Below are 17,391 nucleotides of genomic sequence, written 5' to 3' on the forward strand. Positions count from 1 at the left end.
CTTAGAAGCCGTGGCTAAGGACGAGCCCGAGTGAAAACAGCGCGGCGAAGCCGAGGTTGATTAGTCCGGTCTGCTTCAGGACTGGGATAAGGCTCTTGCGGCGGCGCCCGGCGATCATCAGCCAGGACGGCATGAGGCTGGCGGGGATCAGCAGGAGCACGATCAGCATCCAGGGCCGGGCGGGGGCCAGGACGATGACCAGCAGGATCGCGACGGCCAGCATCAGCACATAGCTTTCGCGCGCATGCTTGTCCCCGAGCCGCACGGCCAGGGTCTTCTTCCCCGCCTTCCTGTCGGTCGGGATGTCGCGGACGTTGTTGGCCATCAGCAGGGCGCACGCGATCAGCCCGGTGCCGATCGCCCCGATGATCGCGGCAAGGCTCAGCTGCCCCGCCTGCGTGTACGTGGTACCCAGCGTTGCGACGAGGCCGAAGAACACAAACACGAAGACGTCACCCAGGCCGAGGTAGCCGTACGGGTTCTTGCCGCCGGTATAGCCCCAGGCGGCCAGCACGCAGCCGACGCCGACCAGGATCAGCCACCAGGCCTGCGTGATGATCACGAGGATCAGGCCGAACAGCATCGCCAGCCCGAACGCCGCGAAAGCGGCCCGTTTGACGTGCTCCGGGTTGGCCGCGCCCGAGCCCACCAGCCGGAGCGGACCCACCCGGTCCTCATCCGTGCCCCGGATCCCGTCTGAGTAGTCGTTGGCGTAGTTGACGCCGATCTGAAGGAGCAGGGCGACCAGGGCGGCCAGCACGGCGTTCAGCAGGATGAACGAATCCATCTCGTAGGCGGCTGCGCTGCCGATCAGCACCGGCGCGATTGCGGCCGGCAGGGTGCGCAGTCGGGCGCCTTGGATCCATTGTGCGGCTGTGGCCACGGTCAGTACCTCGTTGGTTGGTTGAATGCTCGTTGGTGGTTTGAGTTGCCGGCCGGAAGCCGGAAGCGCTTGTCTATTTTCCCTGATGGAGGGCGTCCAGCAGGACCGTCATGCCCAGCCGGTCCGGTTTCCCGTTGGGCAGCATGAGCAATTCCGCGGCGGGCAACACTGTTTTCGGGGCCAGTGCGCCCAGCGACGGTACCCAGGTCTGGTTCCGGCGGTCGGCGAACGCCGCCAGCCCTTCCGGGGAACTGTCGGCCACTGCGACATACGCGGCCAGGGCGTGGCCCCACTCTGCGGACGGCACACCGGCGACAAAAGCCGCCCGCACGCCGTCGAGCTTTTCCAGCTCAGCCTGGACATGGGCGGCGGAAACTTTGACGCCGCCGGTGATGACGACGTCGTCGGCCCGGCCGAGCACGGTGAGCCGGCCGTCGGCGTCCAGTTCACCGAGGTCATTGGTCCGGTACCAGCGGACGCCGTCGGCTTCGATGAACGCCGCTGCCGAGAGCTCTGGGGCCTGAAGATAGCCGGCGGCAATGGTTGCCCCGCCCAGCAGGATGCGGCCGTCGTCCTCCACCCGGACCAGGACGTCCTCGAGCGGGAAGCCGTCGTACACGCACCCGCCGCAGGTCTCGGACGAGCCGTAGGTGGTCACCACCCGCACGCCGGCGTCCCTGGCGGCGTCGAGCAGCTCCGCGGACGCGGGTCCGCCGCCGAGCAGGATGGCGTTGAAGCGCCGCAGCACCGCCAGCGTCTCGGCGGAGGGTGCGTCCAGCAGCCGCTGGAGCTGGGTGGGCACCAGCGAGGTGAAGCGGAGCTTGTCCGTGAGCTCCAGCGCCGCGGCGGTGAAGGCCTCCGGCGTAAAACCGCCGGACAGGTCCATGACCCACGGGCGGGTCCCGGCAAAGAGCGAGCGGACCAGCACCTGGACGCCGGCCACATACTGGACGGGAAGGGCCAGCAGCCATTGGCCCTCGCCCTTGAGCGCAAAGGCGGTCGCCACAGACGAGGCCGCCAGGGCATCGACGGTCAGGACGGTCGCCTTCGGCGTGCCGGTGGACCCGGAGGTCCGGACCACGACGGCCGCGTCCTCGATGCCGGCCGTGTCGGGGAATCCCAGCACCGGCGAGCCGTCCGGCCCGGCGGAGAGTTCGACGGCGGGTCCCTCGCCGTGGAGGGCAGCAGCCAGCGCCTTGAGCGCAGGCTCGATGTTCATGGCTCCGGAAGTCACAGCGCGCCTTAGAAGTAGTACGGGAATGCGGACCAGTCGGGATCGCGCTTCTCGAGGAAGGCTTCCTTGCCCTCCACGGCCTCGTCCGTCATGTACGCCAGTCGGGTCGCCTCGCCGGCGAAGACCTGCTGGCCGGCCAGGCCGTCGTCGGCCAGGTTGAACGCGAACTTGAGCATGCGGATGGCCTGCGGGGACTGCCGGGCAATGTCAGCGGCGTACTCCAGGGCGACCTCCTCAAGGCGTCCATGGTCCACGGCCTCGTTCACGGCGCCCATCCGGACCATGTCCTCGGCCGAATATTCGCGGGCCAGGAAGAAGATTTCCCGGGCGGACTTCTGGCCGATCTGGCGGGCCAGGAGGGCCGAACCGTAGCCGGCGTCGAAGCTTCCCACGGTGGCGTCCGTCTGCTTGAACTTGCCGTGCTCCCGGGAAGCGATGGTGAGGTCCGAGACCACGTGGAGGGAGTGCCCGCCGCCGGCTGCCCAGCCGTTGACGACGGCGATGACCACCTTGGGCATGGTGCGCATGAGCCGCTGGACTTCCAGGATGTGCAGCCGGCCGGCACGGGCGGGATCGATGGATTCCGTCGTTTCGCCCTGTGCGTACCGGTACCCGTCGCGGCCGCGGATCCTCTGGTCCCCGCCCGAGCAGAACGAGTGGCCGCCGTCCTTGGGGGAGGGGCCGTTGCCGGTGAGCAGGACTGTGGCCACGTCCGGGGTCATCCGGGCGTGGTCCATGGCGCGGTAGAGTTCGTCCACGGTGCCGGGCCGGAAGGCATTGCGGACCTCGGGACGGTCGAAGGCGATGCGGACGGTGGGCAGGTCCCGGACCACCTTCCCGTCGGCGGAGCGCTCCACCTGCCGGTGGTAGGTCATGTCCTGGAAGTCGTCGAAACCGGACACGGTGCGCCACCGGGAGGGGTCAAAGATGTCGGATACCTTGGCGGGGATTTCGTTGCTCACAGTCCGAGTCTAGTAATCGCGTCAGCTGATGCAGAACTCGTTGCCTTCCGGGTCCGCCATGGTGTGCCAGGAATGCGGTCCCTGGTTGGCGGTCCAGAGGAACGTGGCGCCGCGCGCTTCAAGTGCCGCCCGTACGGCGTCCTTGTCCCCTCCCGCGAGCCGCACGTCCCAATGGACCCGGTTCTTGACCGTCTTTTCCTCCGGAACAATCTGGAACAAAACGCGGTGAGCGGGCGCTTTGGCGTCGAGTTCCTCGGGTGGGCGGATCGCGGCGCCCTCGCGCCACACGAGATTGCCCCGGTGTGTGGTGGTCTCCGCCTCCGTCGCGAAGCCCTGCTCGATCATGGAGTGGATGAAAACCTCATCCTGCGGCTCCACGGCCCATTCCAGGGTTTCGGCCCACCAGTCGGCGAGCTCGTGCGGGTTTTTGCAGTCGACGACTATCTGGATTTTCAGTGTCATGGGAAGAACCTACGACGTCGCGGCCTGCGGCGGTAGTGTCCCACCCCGTGCGCCGCCGCCTTGCTTCGGTTACCCCTGCACTTGCTGCAGCTGTTCAAGCACCTCGGGCGGAATGGCGTAGATGAAGATGACCGCCAGGAGGTTCTTGGAGGCGTGGACGAAGTAGGAGAACATGACGTTCTTCCCGGTCCAGACGTACACGAACACCAGGACGGCGCCCATGGCGAGGTACGGCATCAGCACCTGCAGGGTCATTTGCTCCTGGCCCACGATGTGCAGGGCCGCGAAGAGGACCACGGACATGATGCAGCAGACCCAGAGGTTGACCCGGCGGCTCAGTTTGCCGATCAGCAAATGGCGGAAAATGTACTCCTCGACGAACGGGCCGACCAACACCAGGAGGGGGACCATGAGCCAGACCGGGACCTGCTGCATGAGCGCCTGGAGGCCGGCCTGGTTGGCGGAGGTCTGCACCGGTCCGCTGAGGGCCACGAGAACCGCGGTGAGGATGAGCATCGCCACGACGGTCAGCGGCACCATGAGGGCCGTGAACCAGGGCCTTGTGGCAAGGACGCGGAGATCGCGGACCGCAACATGCCGCGCCGCGGTCAGGGCAAGGGCGCCGACCGTTGCGTAGAAGATCAGGTTCACCGCGTAGGACGCCACCGCAGGATTGGGCGATATTTGCAGCAGCAGCGGCTCCAGCAGGCTGCCCGCCACGGCGAATAGACCGGCCACGGCAACATAGAGTCCAACAGTGATGAAATCCAGCCGGGAGAACCGGTAAAGCTCCGGCTGCGGCGCGGGTGGTGTACGGAGAGCTGTGCCCATGCCCCCAGCCTAGCGTCGAGGCAGGAGGACGCGGTCCAGCTGATCCCCGGCGCCATCGCAGACCTGACGCCCGACGGCGGCACCCGCCTCAGTGCCCAGGGCCTCAGTGCCCGAGTGACGGCCGGCGGTGCCATACTGAGGACGCAAGCCGCCGTCGGGCAGGCTGGCACCGACTGCGAGGACTCCTTGAGCGAACATCTCCGCCTTTCGGGCGTATCCCACCGCTATGGGGACCGCCAGCTCTTTGCCGGCGTCGACGTTGCCATCACGGCCGGTGAACATGTGGCGATCGTCGGCGAAAACGGCGCGGGCAAATCCACACTGCTGCGGATTCTGGCCGGTTTCGAGGCCCCGGACGAGGGCACGTCCGTCAGCCACGGCCGCGTGGGCTACCTCGCCCAGACCCATGGCATGCCGGAGCAGTTCACTGTCAGCGACGCGATCGACGCCGCACTGGAATCGCTCCGCGCGTTGGAGGCCGAGCTGGACCGCCTGGAGGACGGGCTGGCCGGCGCGGAAGCGGACGAACTGGAGCGCTACGGAAACCTGCAGACGCAGTACCAGCTCCGGGAAGGCTACGCCGCGGAATCCCGCGTGGAAGCGGCGCTGGACAGGCTCGGCCTGGGCGGGCTGGACCGGATGCGGACGCTGGGCTCGCTCTCCGGCGGGGAACAGGAACGGGTGGCGCTGGCCTGCGTTCTCGCCGATCCCGCGGACATTTTGCTCTTGGACGAACCCACCAACCACCTGGACGCGTCCGGCACGGCCTGGCTGGAGGCGCGGCTGGCCGCGCACCGCGGCACGGTCGTGGTGGTCTCCCACGACCGCGTGCTGCTGCGCAAAGTGGCCTCAACCGTGATTGAGGTCGATGCCGAGCGCCGGTCGGTCAACCGGTATGGCAACGGCTATGAAGGCTACCTGCGGGAGAAGGCTGCCGAGCGCCAGCGCTGGGCACAGCAGTACCGCGGGTGGCTGGACGCGATGGCGGCCGAACGGCTCCAGGCGGACACGGTTGCCGGCAAGATGGGCTACGCCCGCCAGCGCGACGGCGACAAGATGGGGTTCGACTTCAAGGCCGGCACGTGGCAGAAGGCGGCCACCAGCAAGGTCCGCAACGCCCAGGAGCGTCTGCGCCGGCTGGAGGCAAACCCCATTGACCGTCCCCCGGTGCCCCTGAAACTGGCAACGGACCTGCGGGCGGACGTGGAAGATGGCCCGGCGCTCGAGGCGAAGGGGGTCGCGGTGCCCGGCCGGCTGGAACCCACGGACTTCCGGGTGGAAGCCGGCCGGAAAATCCTCATTACGGGCCCCAACGGTGCCGGGAAGTCCACGCTGCTGTCCGTCCTCGCCGGCACACTGGAACCGGCCCAGGGCAAAGTGGTGAGGCACGGCCGGATCGGCTACCTGCAGCAGGAGTTGGAACTCCCGCAGCGCCCGGGACTGCGGCTCCTGCCGGCCTTTGCCGCGGGCCTGGGCGGCAATATCGATGAGCACGCCGAGGCGCTGCTGCGCCTGGGGCTCTTCCGGACCAGCGAATTCCACGTGCCGGTGGGCAGTCTTTCCGCGGGGCAGCAACGCAGGCTGGCGCTGGCCCGGCTGCTGCTGGGCGGTTTCGGGACGATGCTGGTGGACGAGCCCACCAACCACCTGGCGCCCGTGCTCGTGGAACAGCTTGAAGCGGCCCTGTCCGAGTTCTCAGGGACACTGGTCATGGTCAGCCACGACCGCGCGCTGGGTGAGTGGTTCAGCACCTGCGCCCGGCGAGGAACGGGCCATGGAGCCAGGCAGGAAACCGGGCACGGAAACGGCGCCGGGAACTGGCTCCGGTACGCGATGCGGGACGGCGCCCTGACAGAGTAGAGCGATACGCCGGGATTGGCGCGAGCCAAATGAAACATTGTTCGGCCCTTCAGAAGTTTGGCGTGACTAATGAGGCATAGTGTCCCCGTCCATGTCGCGGCGAGCCCTGGAAATGGCTAACGCCCGGGCCGAGGGCGCCGGGCGTTAGCTTCAAGCTCCAGTGTTCTGGAGCTAACGGAACAGTGCCCCGTAGGTCCCCATGAGGATCCGGTCGCCCGGGGTGGACTTGCGGAGGTAGTCAACCACTGCCCAGTCATCTAGTGAGATGCAACCGGCTGTCGGCACCTTGTTCATGTGCAGGAAAATGGCGAAGCCCGCGTCCTGGACGATGTTGGGCCGGTTGTAGTTGATGACCGCGCCCTGGCGGTAGTAGCCCCCGCTGGCGAACCACCACATGTTCTCGTCCCAGCCGACCCAGGAGGACGACTCGTGATACTTGTTGTACGTGGGCGTCCAAGGGTTGCCGCCCCATCGCGAACGGGGGTTCAGCGTGCGGTAGGAAAGCTTCGTTCCCGGGTTGCCCAGACCGAAGGCTTCCGTGACGGAAAACGACCCCGTGGGGGAGTACAGGTTCCGGGTGGGGCCGGATGGCACGCCCGGCCGCTTGAACCCCGATTTGCCGACGTAACCGTCAGTCCGCCAGTCCGGCACATAGGCTCCGGCGACGTTCTTGCAATACAGGTTGGTCGCATGGGACATGCCGTAGTCCTGTGTCCAAGTGAGGAGGACGCGGTTCGCTCCGTAAGTGGGGTACTTGGCCTGGCCGTTGTTGAGCTTATGGCATTCGGACATCCCGTAAAGCCGGGCACCGGACTTGGCCCAAGTGATATCCCCGCGCTGGTAGGACTGCGCACAGGCGTCGGCAACACAGCGCTCGCTCGCGATGGGATACCCCAGCGAGCCGCCTGGGCCGCCGGCTGAGACGAACTTGCTGTCGATTCCCCTGCCGGAAATCCACGCACCCGTGGTGGGCGACCAGTAAATACTTCCGCCTTGGAATCGCTGCACGCAGCCACGGCCGGGTTGTCCGCAGATCTCGCCTGTGAGCGGGTACCCCAGCATGCTTCGTGACGTTCCGGCGGCTGAATAGCGGTTGCCGATAGCGCCGAGGGTCTCGTGTGCGCCTGTCGTGGGCGACCAGAAGATGCTGCCACCTTGGAAGTGCTGCACACAGCCCCCCGCCGTCAAACCACAGGTTTCCTCGGTGAGCGGGTAGCCCAGCAGGCTGTTCTGTGCCCCGCCCGCCTTCCAACGACCCAGGATGCCACCCCAGACGACATGGCCGCCGATTCCCGGCGCCCAGTAGATGTAGCCTTTGTCGAACTGTTGAAAGCACCCTGATGCCCTCAGCCCGCAGGCCTCGGCGGTTATGGGAAGGCCCAGTACGGCCTCGCCGCCGGCGGCGACCCAACGGCTACCGATGCCGCTTGAGGCCGAGAGCTCCAGCATCCGCGTGCCTGTCCAGGCCAGTACGCGGCCAGTGGAAAACTTCTGGATGGTTCGGCCAGAAGCCGGAGTCTCATCCGTAACGGGATAGCCGAACAACGCCAGGCCGCCCTTCGCATGCCAGCGGGGGCCGGTGTGTCCCTCGGTCCGCAGGACGGGGTGCGCCCCCGTCGCAGAAGTCCAGAAAATGGATCCGCCGTCGAACGTCTGGCTGCAGACGCCGAGTGAGCACACCTGGTTGCCGGTCGGCGCGCCGAGGGTGCCGGCGGCGCCCTTTAGCGCAGTCCACTTCGTCTCGATGGGTTGCTTGACGACGACGGACGGAGACGTCGGCTCTTTTGTCGGGGTCGAGGTTGGGGTCGGCGTCGGTTCGACAAGGGGAAGCGTCTGCTCCGCGGTGGGTTTCGCCGTCGCAGTGGGAGTCGCAGTTCCATTTAGAGCCGGAGCGGTGGCTGCCGAGGCGGACCCGGTCGGCGACGGCGTTCCGGTCGGCGTGGCGGTCGGGCCCGTTTCCAGCGCTGCAACCGGCGCGTCCTCAGCGAAGGCCGGACCGACTGCCAGCGGCCCGGCAATAAGTCCGAAGATCACCGCCGTGAAGAGAAAAAGCTGCTTTTTCATGGGGCATCCTCTACGGAAACGACCGGCGTGCAGGTCCCGTCGCTGTCCTTGGTTTTGGCGAAGTTCGCGGCAGCAATGGCGGCTGACTGGCCGGCTGGAACGACTTGGGTGATGAGTGTGTGCCCTGCCACCGTGGGGCCAACGGTCACCGCGATGGCCACAGTGAACACTCTGTTCCTATCCGTGTCGTTAACGAGGGTGCCCTTGAAAGACCACGACCCGTCGCTTGTTGCAGTGCAGACGGGCTGCCGCAATGCGGCGGGCGCGTTCAGCGAAGTGGAAACATCGGCAGGCTCGGAGGTACCCGGCGCCGGAGAATCTGCTGTTGGTGATGTTGACGGTGCCGGCGCTGAAGCCGTGCGGCTGTCGCTGGGTCCGGCCGGACCGGAACCGCCGCTCGAACACCCCGCTAGCACAAGAAGGAGCACTGCAGGCAGTAGCGCTCTCGGTTTCATAGTCCCCCCTGACTCACGGCGTTCCTGCCATGGCCTGCAATGATGTTGCAGGCGCACCGGCCGGAAAGTCCCGCCGGTGTTGCTCAGAGTAATGGAAAAAGCGGCCTGACCTGCGCTTTTGCATGAATTAAACGGTGTTGCGGCGGTTTCGTACCGGTTCTGGGTGTCGCCCGCGTCACGCCGGGGTCCTGGATGCTAGTACGATAGATGAGCCGCGCGAGCTTCGACACTTGTGAGGTTCGGTACATGTCTTGGCCCCTGCATAGGGCTTAGGACCGAATTTTGTGTACCTGAATCCACGGTCTTGTCCCGGCCATACCTCGACCTGCAAGGAATCAGCTGTGCCATCAATTACCCCCACAGAACTCAAGAGCGCGCCCGCGGAATCCGCCGTCGACTCGACCCTCAGCGCCGAGGGCTATAAGAAGACCCTGAGCGGGCGCCACGTGACGATGATCTCGATGGGCGGCGCAATCGGCGTCGGCCTGTTCATGGGCGCCGGCGGACGCCTGGCCTCCACGGGCCCGGCGCTGATCTTCTCCTACGCCATCGCCGGCGTGATCGCCTACCTGCTCATGCGGGCGCTGGGCGAGCTCATCATGTACCGCCAGACCTCGGGCTCCTTCGTCAGCTACGCCGGCGAAATGTTCGGCAAGAAGGGCGCCTTCCTCTCCGGCTGGATGTACTTCATCAACTGGGGCATGACCGGGATCGCCGAACTGATCGCGATCGGCCTGTACTTCCAGTTCTTCTTCCCCAACGTACCGGTGGAAGCCTCCGCGATAGCGGCCCTCGCGCTGCTCGTGGCCGTCAACCTGCTCAGCGTCAAGGCGTTCGGCGAATTTGAATTCTGGGCGTCCTGCCTCAAGGTCGGCGCCATCCTGATCTTCCTGGCCGTCGGCACCTTCATGGTGGTCACCAACGCCAAGGTCGGCACGGGCCACGCCTCCGTCGCCAACCTCTTCGCCGACGACGGCGGGATGTTCCCCAAGGGCGCCCTGGTGATGGTCCTCGTGCTCAACGCCGTGATCTTCGCCTACAACGGCATCGAACTCGTCGGCATCACCGCCGGTGAGATGGAAAACGCCAAGCGCGAAGTGCCCAAGGCAATCCGCGCCGTCGTGCTTCGCATTGTGGTGTTCTACGTCGGTTCCGTCCTGCTGCTGGCCATGCTGCTGCCCTCGGACCAGTACAAGGCCGGCGTGTCCCCGTTCGTCACCGTGTTTGGCCAGATGGGCCTCGGCTGGGTGGGCGACGTGATGAACATGATCGTCATCACCGCCGCGCTGTCCTCCTGCAACTCGGGCCTCTACTCGATCGGCCGTGTCTTCCGCACCATGGCCAACAACGGGCATGCCCCGCAGTGGCTCACCAGGATGTCCAAGCGCCACGTGCCGTACGCAGCCATCCTGGCGATCGCCGCTTTCTACCTCGTGGGCATCATGCTGAACATTTGGCTGGGCGGCTCGCACGCCTTCGACCTCGCGCTGAACACCGCCTCGATCGGCGTGATCTTCACGTGGGGCGCCATCTTCGCCAGCCAGATCGCGCTGCGCCACCAGAAGGGCCGCGTCTCCAGCCTGCCCATGCCGGGCTCGCCGTGGACCAGCTGGGCCGGGCTGGTCGCGCTGCTGGCCATCACCGTGCTGATCGGCTTCGACACCATGACCAGCAAGACCGGCGAGGTCTTCCACCTGGGCCTGTGGACCCTGGCGACCGTTCCGTTCTTCGCCCTGGTGCTGTGGCTGGGCTGGCAGAAGGTCAAGAACAACGCGCCCAAGAGCGAGCTCTACAGCTGATACCCACCGGTCCCGGCGCGTAGCGCGGCGACGGCGGCAGTCACCTGGAAAAGGTGGCTGCCGCCGTCGCGTTTAACCGCGCTTAATGCGGAGGGCCCTCAGTAGCTGGCGGGGGTGCCGCCGGGCTCAGCCACCGCATCCGGTGGGATGTAGTCGGCGGCAAGGGCCTCGGAGCCGCGGGCCAGGATGGACACATCGGCCCCGACCAGCACGAACGCGGCGCCGGCGGCCAGGTACGCGCGGGCCGTGGCCGGGTTGAAGGCGTTCACGCCGGCAGGTTTGGCCGCCGCTGTGGCGGCGGCGAGGCAGCGTTCGACGGCGGCGCGCACCCGGGGGTGTTCCTGCTGGCCCAGCAGCCCCATGGAGGCGGCGAGGTCGGAGGGGCCGAGGAAGATCGCGTCCACGCCCTCCACTTCGAGGATCTCCTCGACGGCGGCCACTGCGTCAACGGATTCAATCTGGACGGTGACGCTGACGGTGTCGGCGGCGCGGGTGAGGTAGTCCGGGATCCGGTTCCAGCGCGCGGCCCGGGCCAGGGCCGATCCCACCCCGCGGACGCCGTGGGGTGGGTAGCGAGTGGCGGCCACGGCGGCCTCCGCCTCTGCTGCCGAGTTCACCATGGGGATCAGCAGGTTCTGGACGCCCAGGTCCAGGTACTGCTTGATGAGCACCGTGTCATTCACCGGCGGCCGGACCACCGGATGGACCGGGTAGCCGTGCACTGCCTGCAGTTGGGCCAGGATGGATTCCAGGCCGTTCGGGCTGTGCTCGGCGTCGATCAGGAGCCAGTCCAGGCCGGACCCGGCGCAAAGCTCAGCCACCAGGGGACTGCCCGAGCACACCCACATCCCGGCCAGCGGCCGGCCGGCAGCGCCGGTTTGGTTGCGCAGGGCGTGCTTGAAGGTGGCGTCGGGTTCTACTCGAAGCGGCATGTGATGCTCCCCAGGGGTCCGTAGTCGGCGTGCACGGTGTCACCCTTGTAGACCCAGAGGGGCCGGGTGAAGGAGCCGGCGAGGATGATGTCGCCGGCTTTCATGCCGTCGCCGTGGGCGGCGATCTTGTTGGCCAGCCAGTGCACGCCGTTGGCCGGGTGGTCCAGGACTCCTGCCGCGACGCCGGTTTCCTCCACGGTCTGGTTCTTGTAGAGGATGGCGGAGACCCAGCGCAGGTCCACGGCGTCCGGGCGGACGGGGTTGCCGCCGATCACCATGGCGCCCATCGCCGCGTTGTCCGCGATGGTGTCCACGATGGTCCGGCCCTCCATTTCGATCCGGGAGTCCAGGATCTCCAGGGCCGGGACCACGTAGTCCGTGGCGGTCAGGACGTCGAAGATGGTGCAGCCGGGACCGGCGAGGTCGGTCTTCAACACGAACGCGAGCTCCACCTCCACCCGGGGATGGGTGTACCGGTCCCAGTCCACGGAGCAGCCGGTTTCCAGCACCATGTCATCGAAGATCGCGCCGTAGTCCGGCTCGGTGATGCCGGTGGCGGCCTGCATCGCCTTGGACGTGAGGCCGATCTTGCGGCCCACGAGCCGGCGTCCGGCGTCCTCGTTGCGCCGCCGCCACAGCCGTTGGACTGCGTAGGAGTCCTCCACCGTCATCCCCGGGTAGCGGGTGGTCAGGCGGGGGACCGGTTTGCGGTTCCGGCCGGCTTCCAGCAGTTCGTCTGCGATGGCCTCGATCGTCGCGGGATCCAGCACGCTAAACCTGCGCCCCGAGCTTGAAGCCCGTCGCTTCTCCGGCGGAGCCGTCCTCTTCCTTGCGGGTGTAGGAGAACCCGTCGGCGCCCACGGTCACGGCCATCTCGCTCTTTTCCTCACGGACGATCACAGGCTGGGGGTTGCCGTCGAGGTCCAGGACCAGGGAGGCTTCCGTGTACCAGGAGGGGACCACGGGATTGCCCCACCAGTCGCGGCGCTGGTTGTCGTGGACGTCCCAGGTGATGGTGGGGTTGTCCGGGTCGCCGGTGTAGTAGTCCTGGGTGTAGATCTCGATGCGGTGGCCGTCCGGGTCCAGGATGTAGAGGTAGAAGGCGTTGGAGACGCCGTGCCGGCCGGGGCCGCGTTCGATCCGGTCCGAGATGCGCAGGGCGCCCATCTTGTCGCAGATCTGGATGATGTTGTGCTTCTCGTGCGTGGCGAAGGCAATGTGGTGCAGCCGCGGGCCGTTGCCGCCGGTCAGGGCGGTGTCGTGCACAGTCTGCTTGCGGTGCATCCACGCGGCGTACGTGACGCCGTCGGAGTCCTTGATGTCCTCGGAGACGCGGAAGCCCAGGTCCTCGAGGTACGCCCGGCCGCGCGGGACGTCCGGGGTGACCTGGTTGAAGTGGTCCAGCCGGACCAGTTCGCCGGCAGAGTAGAGGTCGTAGCGCTGGGTGAGACGCTCGACGTGTTCGGTCTCGTAGAAGAATTCGTAGGGGAAGCCCAGCGGATCCTCGACGCGGACGGCGTCGCCAACGCCCTTGGTGAAGCCTTCCTTGCGGCGCTCGGTGCGGCAGCCCAGTTCCTTGTAATAGGCCTCGGCCGCGTCCACCTCTGCCGGCGACTTCACCCGGTAGGCGAAGGCGGCCGCGGCGGCCACGGGCCCCTTGCGCAGCACCAGGTTGTGGTGGATGAACTCTTCCAGGGACCGCAGGTAGATGGCATTTTCGTCTTCCTCGGTGACGTGCAGGCCCAGCAGGTCCACATAGAACTGGCGGGACTTGGCGAGGTCCGTGACCACGAGTTCCAGGTAGGCGCAGCGGACGATGTCCGGGGCCGGGACAGTAGGGGTGGGGACGAAGTTGGTCATGGTGCTCTCTCTTCTTTGAAAGGGGTCTGGGTGGCGCCGGCGGGAAACTTAGGCGCCGAATTTGGGCGTGTGAACGGTGCCGAGGGTGATGTGGACGGCCTGCTGGTCGGTGTAGAAGTCGATCGAGCGGTAGCCGCCCTCGTGGCCCAGGCCGGAGGCCTTGACGCCGCCGAACGGGGTGCGGAGGTCGCGGACGTTGTGGCTGTTGAGCCAGACCATGCCGGCCTCGACGTTTTGGGAGAAGTTGTGCGCGCGGGTCAGGTTCTGGGTCCAGATGTACGCCGCGAGCCCGTACCTGGTGTTGTTCGCCAGGGCGAGGGCTTCGTCGTCGGTATCAAACGGTGTGATGGCGACGACGGGGCCGAAGATTTCCTCCTGGAAGATCCGCGCGTCCGGGGCGACGTCGGCGAACACGGTGGGGGCGATGTAGTTGCCTTCGGGCAGGTGGTCGGGGCGGCCGCCGCCGGCCAGGAGCCGGCCTTCGGTCTTGCCGATTTCCACGTAGGAGGCCACCTTGGCGTAGTGCTCAGGGTGGACCAGGGCGCCGACCTCGGTCTTGGGGTCGTGCGGGTCCCCGACCACGATGTTTTTTGCCCGGGCGGCGTACTTGTCGCAGAATTCCTCGTACACGGCGCGCTCCACCAGGATCCGGGAGCCGGCGGTGCAGCGTTCGCCGTTGAGGGAGAAGACGCCGAACAGGGCGGAGTCGATCGCGGCGTCGAGGTCGGCGTCGGCGAACACGACGCACGGTGACTTGCCGCCGAGCTCCATGGAGAGGCCCTTGAGGTTGGCCGCGGCGTTGCGGAAGATCGTCTGGCCGGTGGTGGTTTCGCCGGTGAAGGAGATCAGCGGCACGTCCGGGTGCTTCACGAGGGCGTCGCCGGCTTCCTCGCCGAGGCCGTTGACGAGGTTGAACACGCCGTCGGGAAGGCCGGCGTCCTTGAAGATCGTCGCCCAGAGCGAGGCCGAGAGCGGGGTGAACTCGGCCGGCTTGAGCACCACGGTGTTACCGGTGGCCAGCGCCGGGGCGAGCTTCCAGGACTCGAGCATGAACGGGGTGTTCCACGGCGTGATGAGCCCGGCGACGCCGATCGGCTTGCGGTTGACGTAGTTGATCTGGGCGCCGGGGACCTTCATGGCGTCGTCGAACTGGGCCACGATCAGGTCTGCGAAGAAGCGGAAGTTCTCGGCCGCGCGCAGCGCCTGGCCCTTGGCCTGGGTGATGGGCAGGCCAGTGTCGAAGGTTTCGAGCTCGGCCAGCCGGGCCTCCTGGGCCTCGACGGCGTCGGCGATCCTGTTCAGGACGCGGGCCCGCTCGCGCGGCTTCATCTTCGGCCACGGGCCGTTGGTGAAGGCCTCGCGGGCCGCGGCGACGGCGAGGTCGATGTCTTCCTTCTGGCCGGCGGCGGCGGTGGCGTAGTTGGTGTTGGACACCGGGTCCAGGACATCGAAGGTTGCCCCGCCCACCGAATCAACGAATTCACCGTTGATGTAGTGCTGGATGTGGCTGGGAAGGTCCTGCGGAACGTAGTGGGTGGTGGTTTCTGCGGCAGTAAACGTCATTGTTTTTCCTTACTGATAGTGCAACGCGGGGTCACTTGCGGCCCTTGCCGGGCGCCTCAATGGGCGCTAAGTGACCCCGCGTTGGTTTGGGCGAGGTACGCGTCCAGGGTGGCGCTGCGGTGGCGGCGGGCGGCCTTTTCGATGTCATCCGGGCTGGCGCCGGTCTCGATGAGCTGCAGCAGGGCCTCGTGCTCGTCCACCGACTCGTGGGCTCGGCCCGGGACGAAGCGGAAGGTGGAGGAGCGCAGCGACGCGAGCCGGTTCCAGCCCCGGTGGACGAGGTCCAGGATGTGCGGGTTGGGGCAGTGCTCGAATAGGACGGAGTGGAAGTCCTGGTTCAGCCGGGTGAACCGGACGGGGTCGAAGTGCTGCAGGCACTCGCGCATCTCGGCGTTGACGGCCCGGGCGCGGGCCACGTCCGCCGCACCGATCAGCGGGGCCGAGAGTGCCGTTGCGGCGCCCTCGACGATGCTGAGGGTCTGCATCGTGTAGAGGTATTCGGTGGGGTCGATCCCGGACACGGTGGCGCCGACATTCCGCTCGAACTTGACCAGGCCCTCGGCCTCGAGCCGGCGGATCGCTTCGCGGACCGGGACCACGCTGACGCCCAGGTCCTCGGCGATCTTGGCCAGCACCAGCCGGTAACCGGGGGAGTAGGTCCCGTCCACGATCCGGGACTTGACGGCCGCATAGGCCTGCTCGGATTTGCTGCCGGAGGTCGCGGCTGGCGTGGCTGCGGCCCTGGCTGTCTCAGTCATTGGCCTTGCCTGCTTCCCATTCCTGGTACCGGGTCCGCCAGGCCGCATTGAGCGGGTAGAGGCCGTCCACGCTGTGGCCCTGCTGCACCATCTCGGCGATGAAGGTTTCCTCGCGTTCCTGCGCGATGGAGTCGTCCGCGAGCTCGTCGGCGAGGGCCGGTGGGATCACCAGGATCCCGTCGGCGTCCGCGACGATGATGTCCCCGGGCTGCACCGTGGTGCCGCCGCAGGCGATGGTGATGTCCGTGTCCCAGGGGATATGCCGGCGGCCCAGGACGGCCGGGTGCGGGTTGGCATAGTAGGTCGGCATGTCCATGGCGGCCACGGCGGTGAAGTCGCGGACGCCGCCGTCGGTGATGATGGCGGCGGCGCCGCGGACCTGGGCGCGCAGGGCCAGGATGTCCCCGATCGTGCCGGTGCCCTTTTCGCCGCGGGCCTCCATCACCAGGATCTCGCCCTCGTTGACGGAATCGATGGCCTTCTTCTGGGCGTTGAAGCCGCCACCGTGGGTCTTGAACAGGTCCTCGCGGTTGGGCACGTAGCGCAGGGTCCGGGCCAGGCCCACGATCCGCTTGTCCGGGCGGGTGGAGGTCAGGCCGTCGATGCTGACGTTGTTCAGGCCGCGTTTGCGCAGCTGGGAGGACAGGGTGGCGGTGCAGACGGACTCCAGTTTGGCCTTCAGCTCCGGGGACAGGCCCGGCGGCCCTGACGGCTGGGCGGCGGCGAGGCCGGCCGCTTCACGGGAACCGTACGCTTCCTCCCGCTGGAGATCGTCGGTCTTGGGCCGGGCGCCGAAGTCCGCGAACGGCGTCGTGCCTTCCGCCACCCGGGTGACCAGCCGGCCCGTGGTCAATGCAGCACCGGTGAGCCCGCCGCCGGCATTGTCTACTTCCACCTCGACGACGTCGCCCGGCGTGGCCACCGACGCCCCGGCGGGGGTGCCGGTGAGGATGATGTCGCCCTCTTCGAGGGTGAGCAGCTGGGACAGGTCGGCCACGAGCCGGGCGAACGGGAACAGCAGGTCCCCGGTGGTGTCGTCCTGGACCAGTTCACCGTTGTGCCACGTGCGGATCCGCAGTTTGGCGGGATCGACGGCGTCTGCCGCGATCAGGCCCGGGCCCACGGGCGTGAAGCCGTCGCCGCCCTTGGAGCGGAGGTTGGAGCCCTTGTCCGCGTAGCGGAGGTCGTAGACGCCGAGGTCGTTGCTGGCGGTGACCCACTCGACATGGCTCCACGCATCCTCGAGGCCCACGCGGCGGGCGGTCTTGCCGATGATCAGGGCGATCTCGCCTTCGTAGCCGAGGAGTTCGCAGCCGGCCGGGCGCTCCACGGTTGAAGGCGCTGCTGCCGAACCGAGGGCCAGCGACGACGACGGCTTCAGGAAGTAGGAGGGCTGCTCGGGTGTGCGGCCGCGCTGGGCTGCCCGGCTGGGGTAGTTGATATGCACCGCGATGACCTTGCGGGCCGCGGCCAGGATGTGGTCGGTGACCTGTTCCAAGTGTTACTCCTCATCGAGTACGAAATCGTATACGAAACACTATGACCCGGGAATCGGGGAGCGTCAACCCCTTGCGCGGGGATGTTTGCGGGGCATTTGCCCGGACCGTCTGGCGCACTTGTAACCTGCGTCATATCTGACGTACAGTTTTGAATCAGGGACCGAAATTCTATTATCGAACGTCACGTTCTAATATCGAACACGCTAGGTCGGCGACAGGCCGCCGCACA

At 67.1% G+C, this 17,391-nt stretch carries 15 protein-coding genes; 2 read left to right on the plus strand and 13 right to left on the minus strand.

What is annotated here, in order from left to right:
* Window position 1: 1 nt before the first annotated feature.
* The 5 genes from AC1DRO_RS15365 to AC1DRO_RS15385 all read right to left on the minus strand — a co-directional run bounded on the left by AC1DRO_RS15365 (window position 2) and on the right by AC1DRO_RS15385 (window position 4,372).
* Complete coding sequence (locus AC1DRO_RS15365) at window positions 2–883, minus strand: 1,4-dihydroxy-2-naphthoate polyprenyltransferase (RefSeq protein ID WP_476951472.1); 882 nt, start codon at window positions 881–883, stop codon at window positions 2–4.
* Window positions 884–956: 73 nt separating this feature from the next.
* A complete protein-coding gene (locus AC1DRO_RS15370) occupies window positions 957–2,102 on the minus strand; it encodes an AMP-binding protein (RefSeq protein WP_476951596.1) in 1,146 nt (381 codons plus the stop codon).
* A 23-nt stretch (window positions 2,103–2,125) separates the two neighbouring features.
* Entirely contained in the window at window positions 2,126–3,079 is a 954-nt protein-coding gene (locus AC1DRO_RS15375) for a 1,4-dihydroxy-2-naphthoyl-CoA synthase (protein WP_476951473.1), read from the minus strand.
* A gap of 21 nt (window positions 3,080–3,100) precedes the next feature.
* On the minus strand, window positions 3,101–3,541 hold the full coding sequence (locus AC1DRO_RS15380; protein ID WP_476951474.1) for a VOC family protein: 441 nt from the start codon (window positions 3,539–3,541) through the stop codon (window positions 3,101–3,103).
* Window positions 3,542–3,610: 69 nt separating this feature from the next.
* The gene (locus AC1DRO_RS15385; RefSeq protein WP_459385540.1) at window positions 3,611–4,372 is read right to left on the minus strand and encodes a CPBP family intramembrane glutamic endopeptidase; all 762 of its coding nucleotides are present in this window, start codon (window positions 4,370–4,372) and stop codon (window positions 3,611–3,613) included.
* 186 nt (window positions 4,373–4,558) lie between these two features.
* Here AC1DRO_RS15385 and AC1DRO_RS15390 point away from each other — a divergent pair, with 186 nt between their 5' ends.
* On the plus strand, window positions 4,559–6,232 hold the full coding sequence (locus AC1DRO_RS15390; RefSeq protein ID WP_476951475.1) for an ABC-F family ATP-binding cassette domain-containing protein: 1,674 nt from the start codon (window positions 4,559–4,561) through the stop codon (window positions 6,230–6,232).
* A gap of 171 nt (window positions 6,233–6,403) precedes the next feature.
* Here the strand turns inward: AC1DRO_RS15390 and AC1DRO_RS15395 are convergent, their stop codons facing one another.
* Both AC1DRO_RS15395 and AC1DRO_RS15400 read right to left on the minus strand, forming a co-directional pair.
* The gene (locus AC1DRO_RS15395) at window positions 6,404–8,296 is read right to left on the minus strand and encodes a hypothetical protein (RefSeq protein ID WP_476951476.1); all 1,893 of its coding nucleotides are present in this window, start codon (window positions 8,294–8,296) and stop codon (window positions 6,404–6,406) included.
* Window positions 8,293–8,466 carry a hypothetical protein gene (locus tag AC1DRO_RS15400; protein WP_476951477.1) on the minus strand — a complete coding sequence of 58 codons (174 nt, stop codon included), beginning with the start codon at window positions 8,464–8,466 and terminating at the stop codon, window positions 8,293–8,295. The genes AC1DRO_RS15395 and AC1DRO_RS15400 overlap by 4 nt, the downstream gene beginning before the upstream one ends.
* A 626-nt stretch (window positions 8,467–9,092) precedes the next feature.
* Between AC1DRO_RS15400 and AC1DRO_RS15405 the strand changes: the two genes are divergently transcribed.
* On the plus strand, window positions 9,093–10,550 hold the full coding sequence (locus tag AC1DRO_RS15405) for an amino acid permease (RefSeq protein WP_476951478.1): 1,458 nt from the start codon (window positions 9,093–9,095) through the stop codon (window positions 10,548–10,550).
* A 98-nt stretch (window positions 10,551–10,648) separates the two neighbouring features.
* Here AC1DRO_RS15405 and AC1DRO_RS15410 read toward each other — a convergent pair whose 3' ends face one another.
* From AC1DRO_RS15410 to AC1DRO_RS15435, 6 genes are read right to left on the minus strand one after another with little or no spacing between them, the layout of a single operon-like run.
* The gene (locus tag AC1DRO_RS15410) at window positions 10,649–11,482 is read right to left on the minus strand and encodes an aldolase/citrate lyase family protein (RefSeq protein ID WP_476951479.1); all 834 of its coding nucleotides are present in this window, start codon (window positions 11,480–11,482) and stop codon (window positions 10,649–10,651) included.
* Window positions 11,467–12,252 carry a 2-oxo-hept-4-ene-1,7-dioate hydratase gene (gene hpaH, locus AC1DRO_RS15415; protein WP_476951480.1) on the minus strand — a complete coding sequence of 262 codons (786 nt, stop codon included), beginning with the start codon at window positions 12,250–12,252 and terminating at the stop codon, window positions 11,467–11,469. Before hpaH ends, AC1DRO_RS15410 begins: the two co-directional genes overlap by 16 nt.
* Before the next feature lies 1 nt (window position 12,253).
* Complete coding sequence (hpaD, locus tag AC1DRO_RS15420) at window positions 12,254–13,342, minus strand: 3,4-dihydroxyphenylacetate 2,3-dioxygenase (RefSeq protein WP_476951481.1); 1,089 nt, start codon at window positions 13,340–13,342, stop codon at window positions 12,254–12,256.
* Window positions 13,343–13,390: 48 nt separating this feature from the next.
* Window positions 13,391–14,905: a 5-carboxymethyl-2-hydroxymuconate semialdehyde dehydrogenase gene (gene hpaE / locus AC1DRO_RS15425; protein ID WP_476951482.1), complete on the minus strand. Its 1,515-nt coding sequence runs from the start codon at window positions 14,903–14,905 to the stop codon at window positions 13,391–13,393.
* 56 nt (window positions 14,906–14,961) lie between these two features.
* Window positions 14,962–15,663, minus strand: a complete 702-nt coding sequence (locus AC1DRO_RS15430) for a GntR family transcriptional regulator (protein WP_476951483.1) — start codon at window positions 15,661–15,663, stop codon at window positions 14,962–14,964.
* Window positions 15,656–17,161, minus strand: a complete 1,506-nt coding sequence (locus AC1DRO_RS15435) for a fumarylacetoacetate hydrolase family protein (protein ID WP_476951484.1) — start codon at window positions 17,159–17,161, stop codon at window positions 15,656–15,658. The genes AC1DRO_RS15430 and AC1DRO_RS15435 overlap by 8 nt, the downstream gene beginning before the upstream one ends.
* Between the last annotated feature and the right edge of the window lie 230 nt (window positions 17,162–17,391).

Source organism: Arthrobacter sp. P4_F11 (assembly GCF_056401395.1).

What these genes read in the sequence shown, in the direction of transcription:
- AC1DRO_RS15370 (WP_476951596.1), bottom strand. Translation starts at nt 2,102, where the DNA reads ATGAACATCGAGCCTGCGCTCAAGGCGCTGGCTGCTGCCCTCCACGGC.
- AC1DRO_RS15380 (WP_476951474.1), bottom strand. Translation starts at nt 3,541, where the DNA reads ATGACACTGAAAATCCAGATAGTCGTCGACTGCAAAAACCCGCACGAG.
- AC1DRO_RS15385 (WP_459385540.1), bottom strand. Translation starts at nt 4,372, where the DNA reads ATGGGCACAGCTCTCCGTACACCACCCGCGCCGCAGCCGGAGCTTTAC.
- AC1DRO_RS15395 (WP_476951476.1), bottom strand. Translation starts at nt 8,296, where the DNA reads ATGAAAAAGCAGCTTTTTCTCTTCACGGCGGTGATCTTCGGACTTATT.
- AC1DRO_RS15410 (WP_476951479.1), bottom strand. Translation starts at nt 11,482, where the DNA reads ATGCCGCTTCGAGTAGAACCCGACGCCACCTTCAAGCACGCCCTGCGC.
- hpaD (WP_476951481.1), bottom strand. Translation starts at nt 13,342, where the DNA reads ATGACCAACTTCGTCCCCACCCCTACTGTCCCGGCCCCGGACATCGTC.
- hpaE (WP_476951482.1), bottom strand. Translation starts at nt 14,905, where the DNA reads ATGACGTTTACTGCCGCAGAAACCACCACCCACTACGTTCCGCAGGAC.
- AC1DRO_RS15430 (WP_476951483.1), bottom strand. Translation starts at nt 15,663, where the DNA reads ATGACTGAGACAGCCAGGGCCGCAGCCACGCCAGCCGCGACCTCCGGC.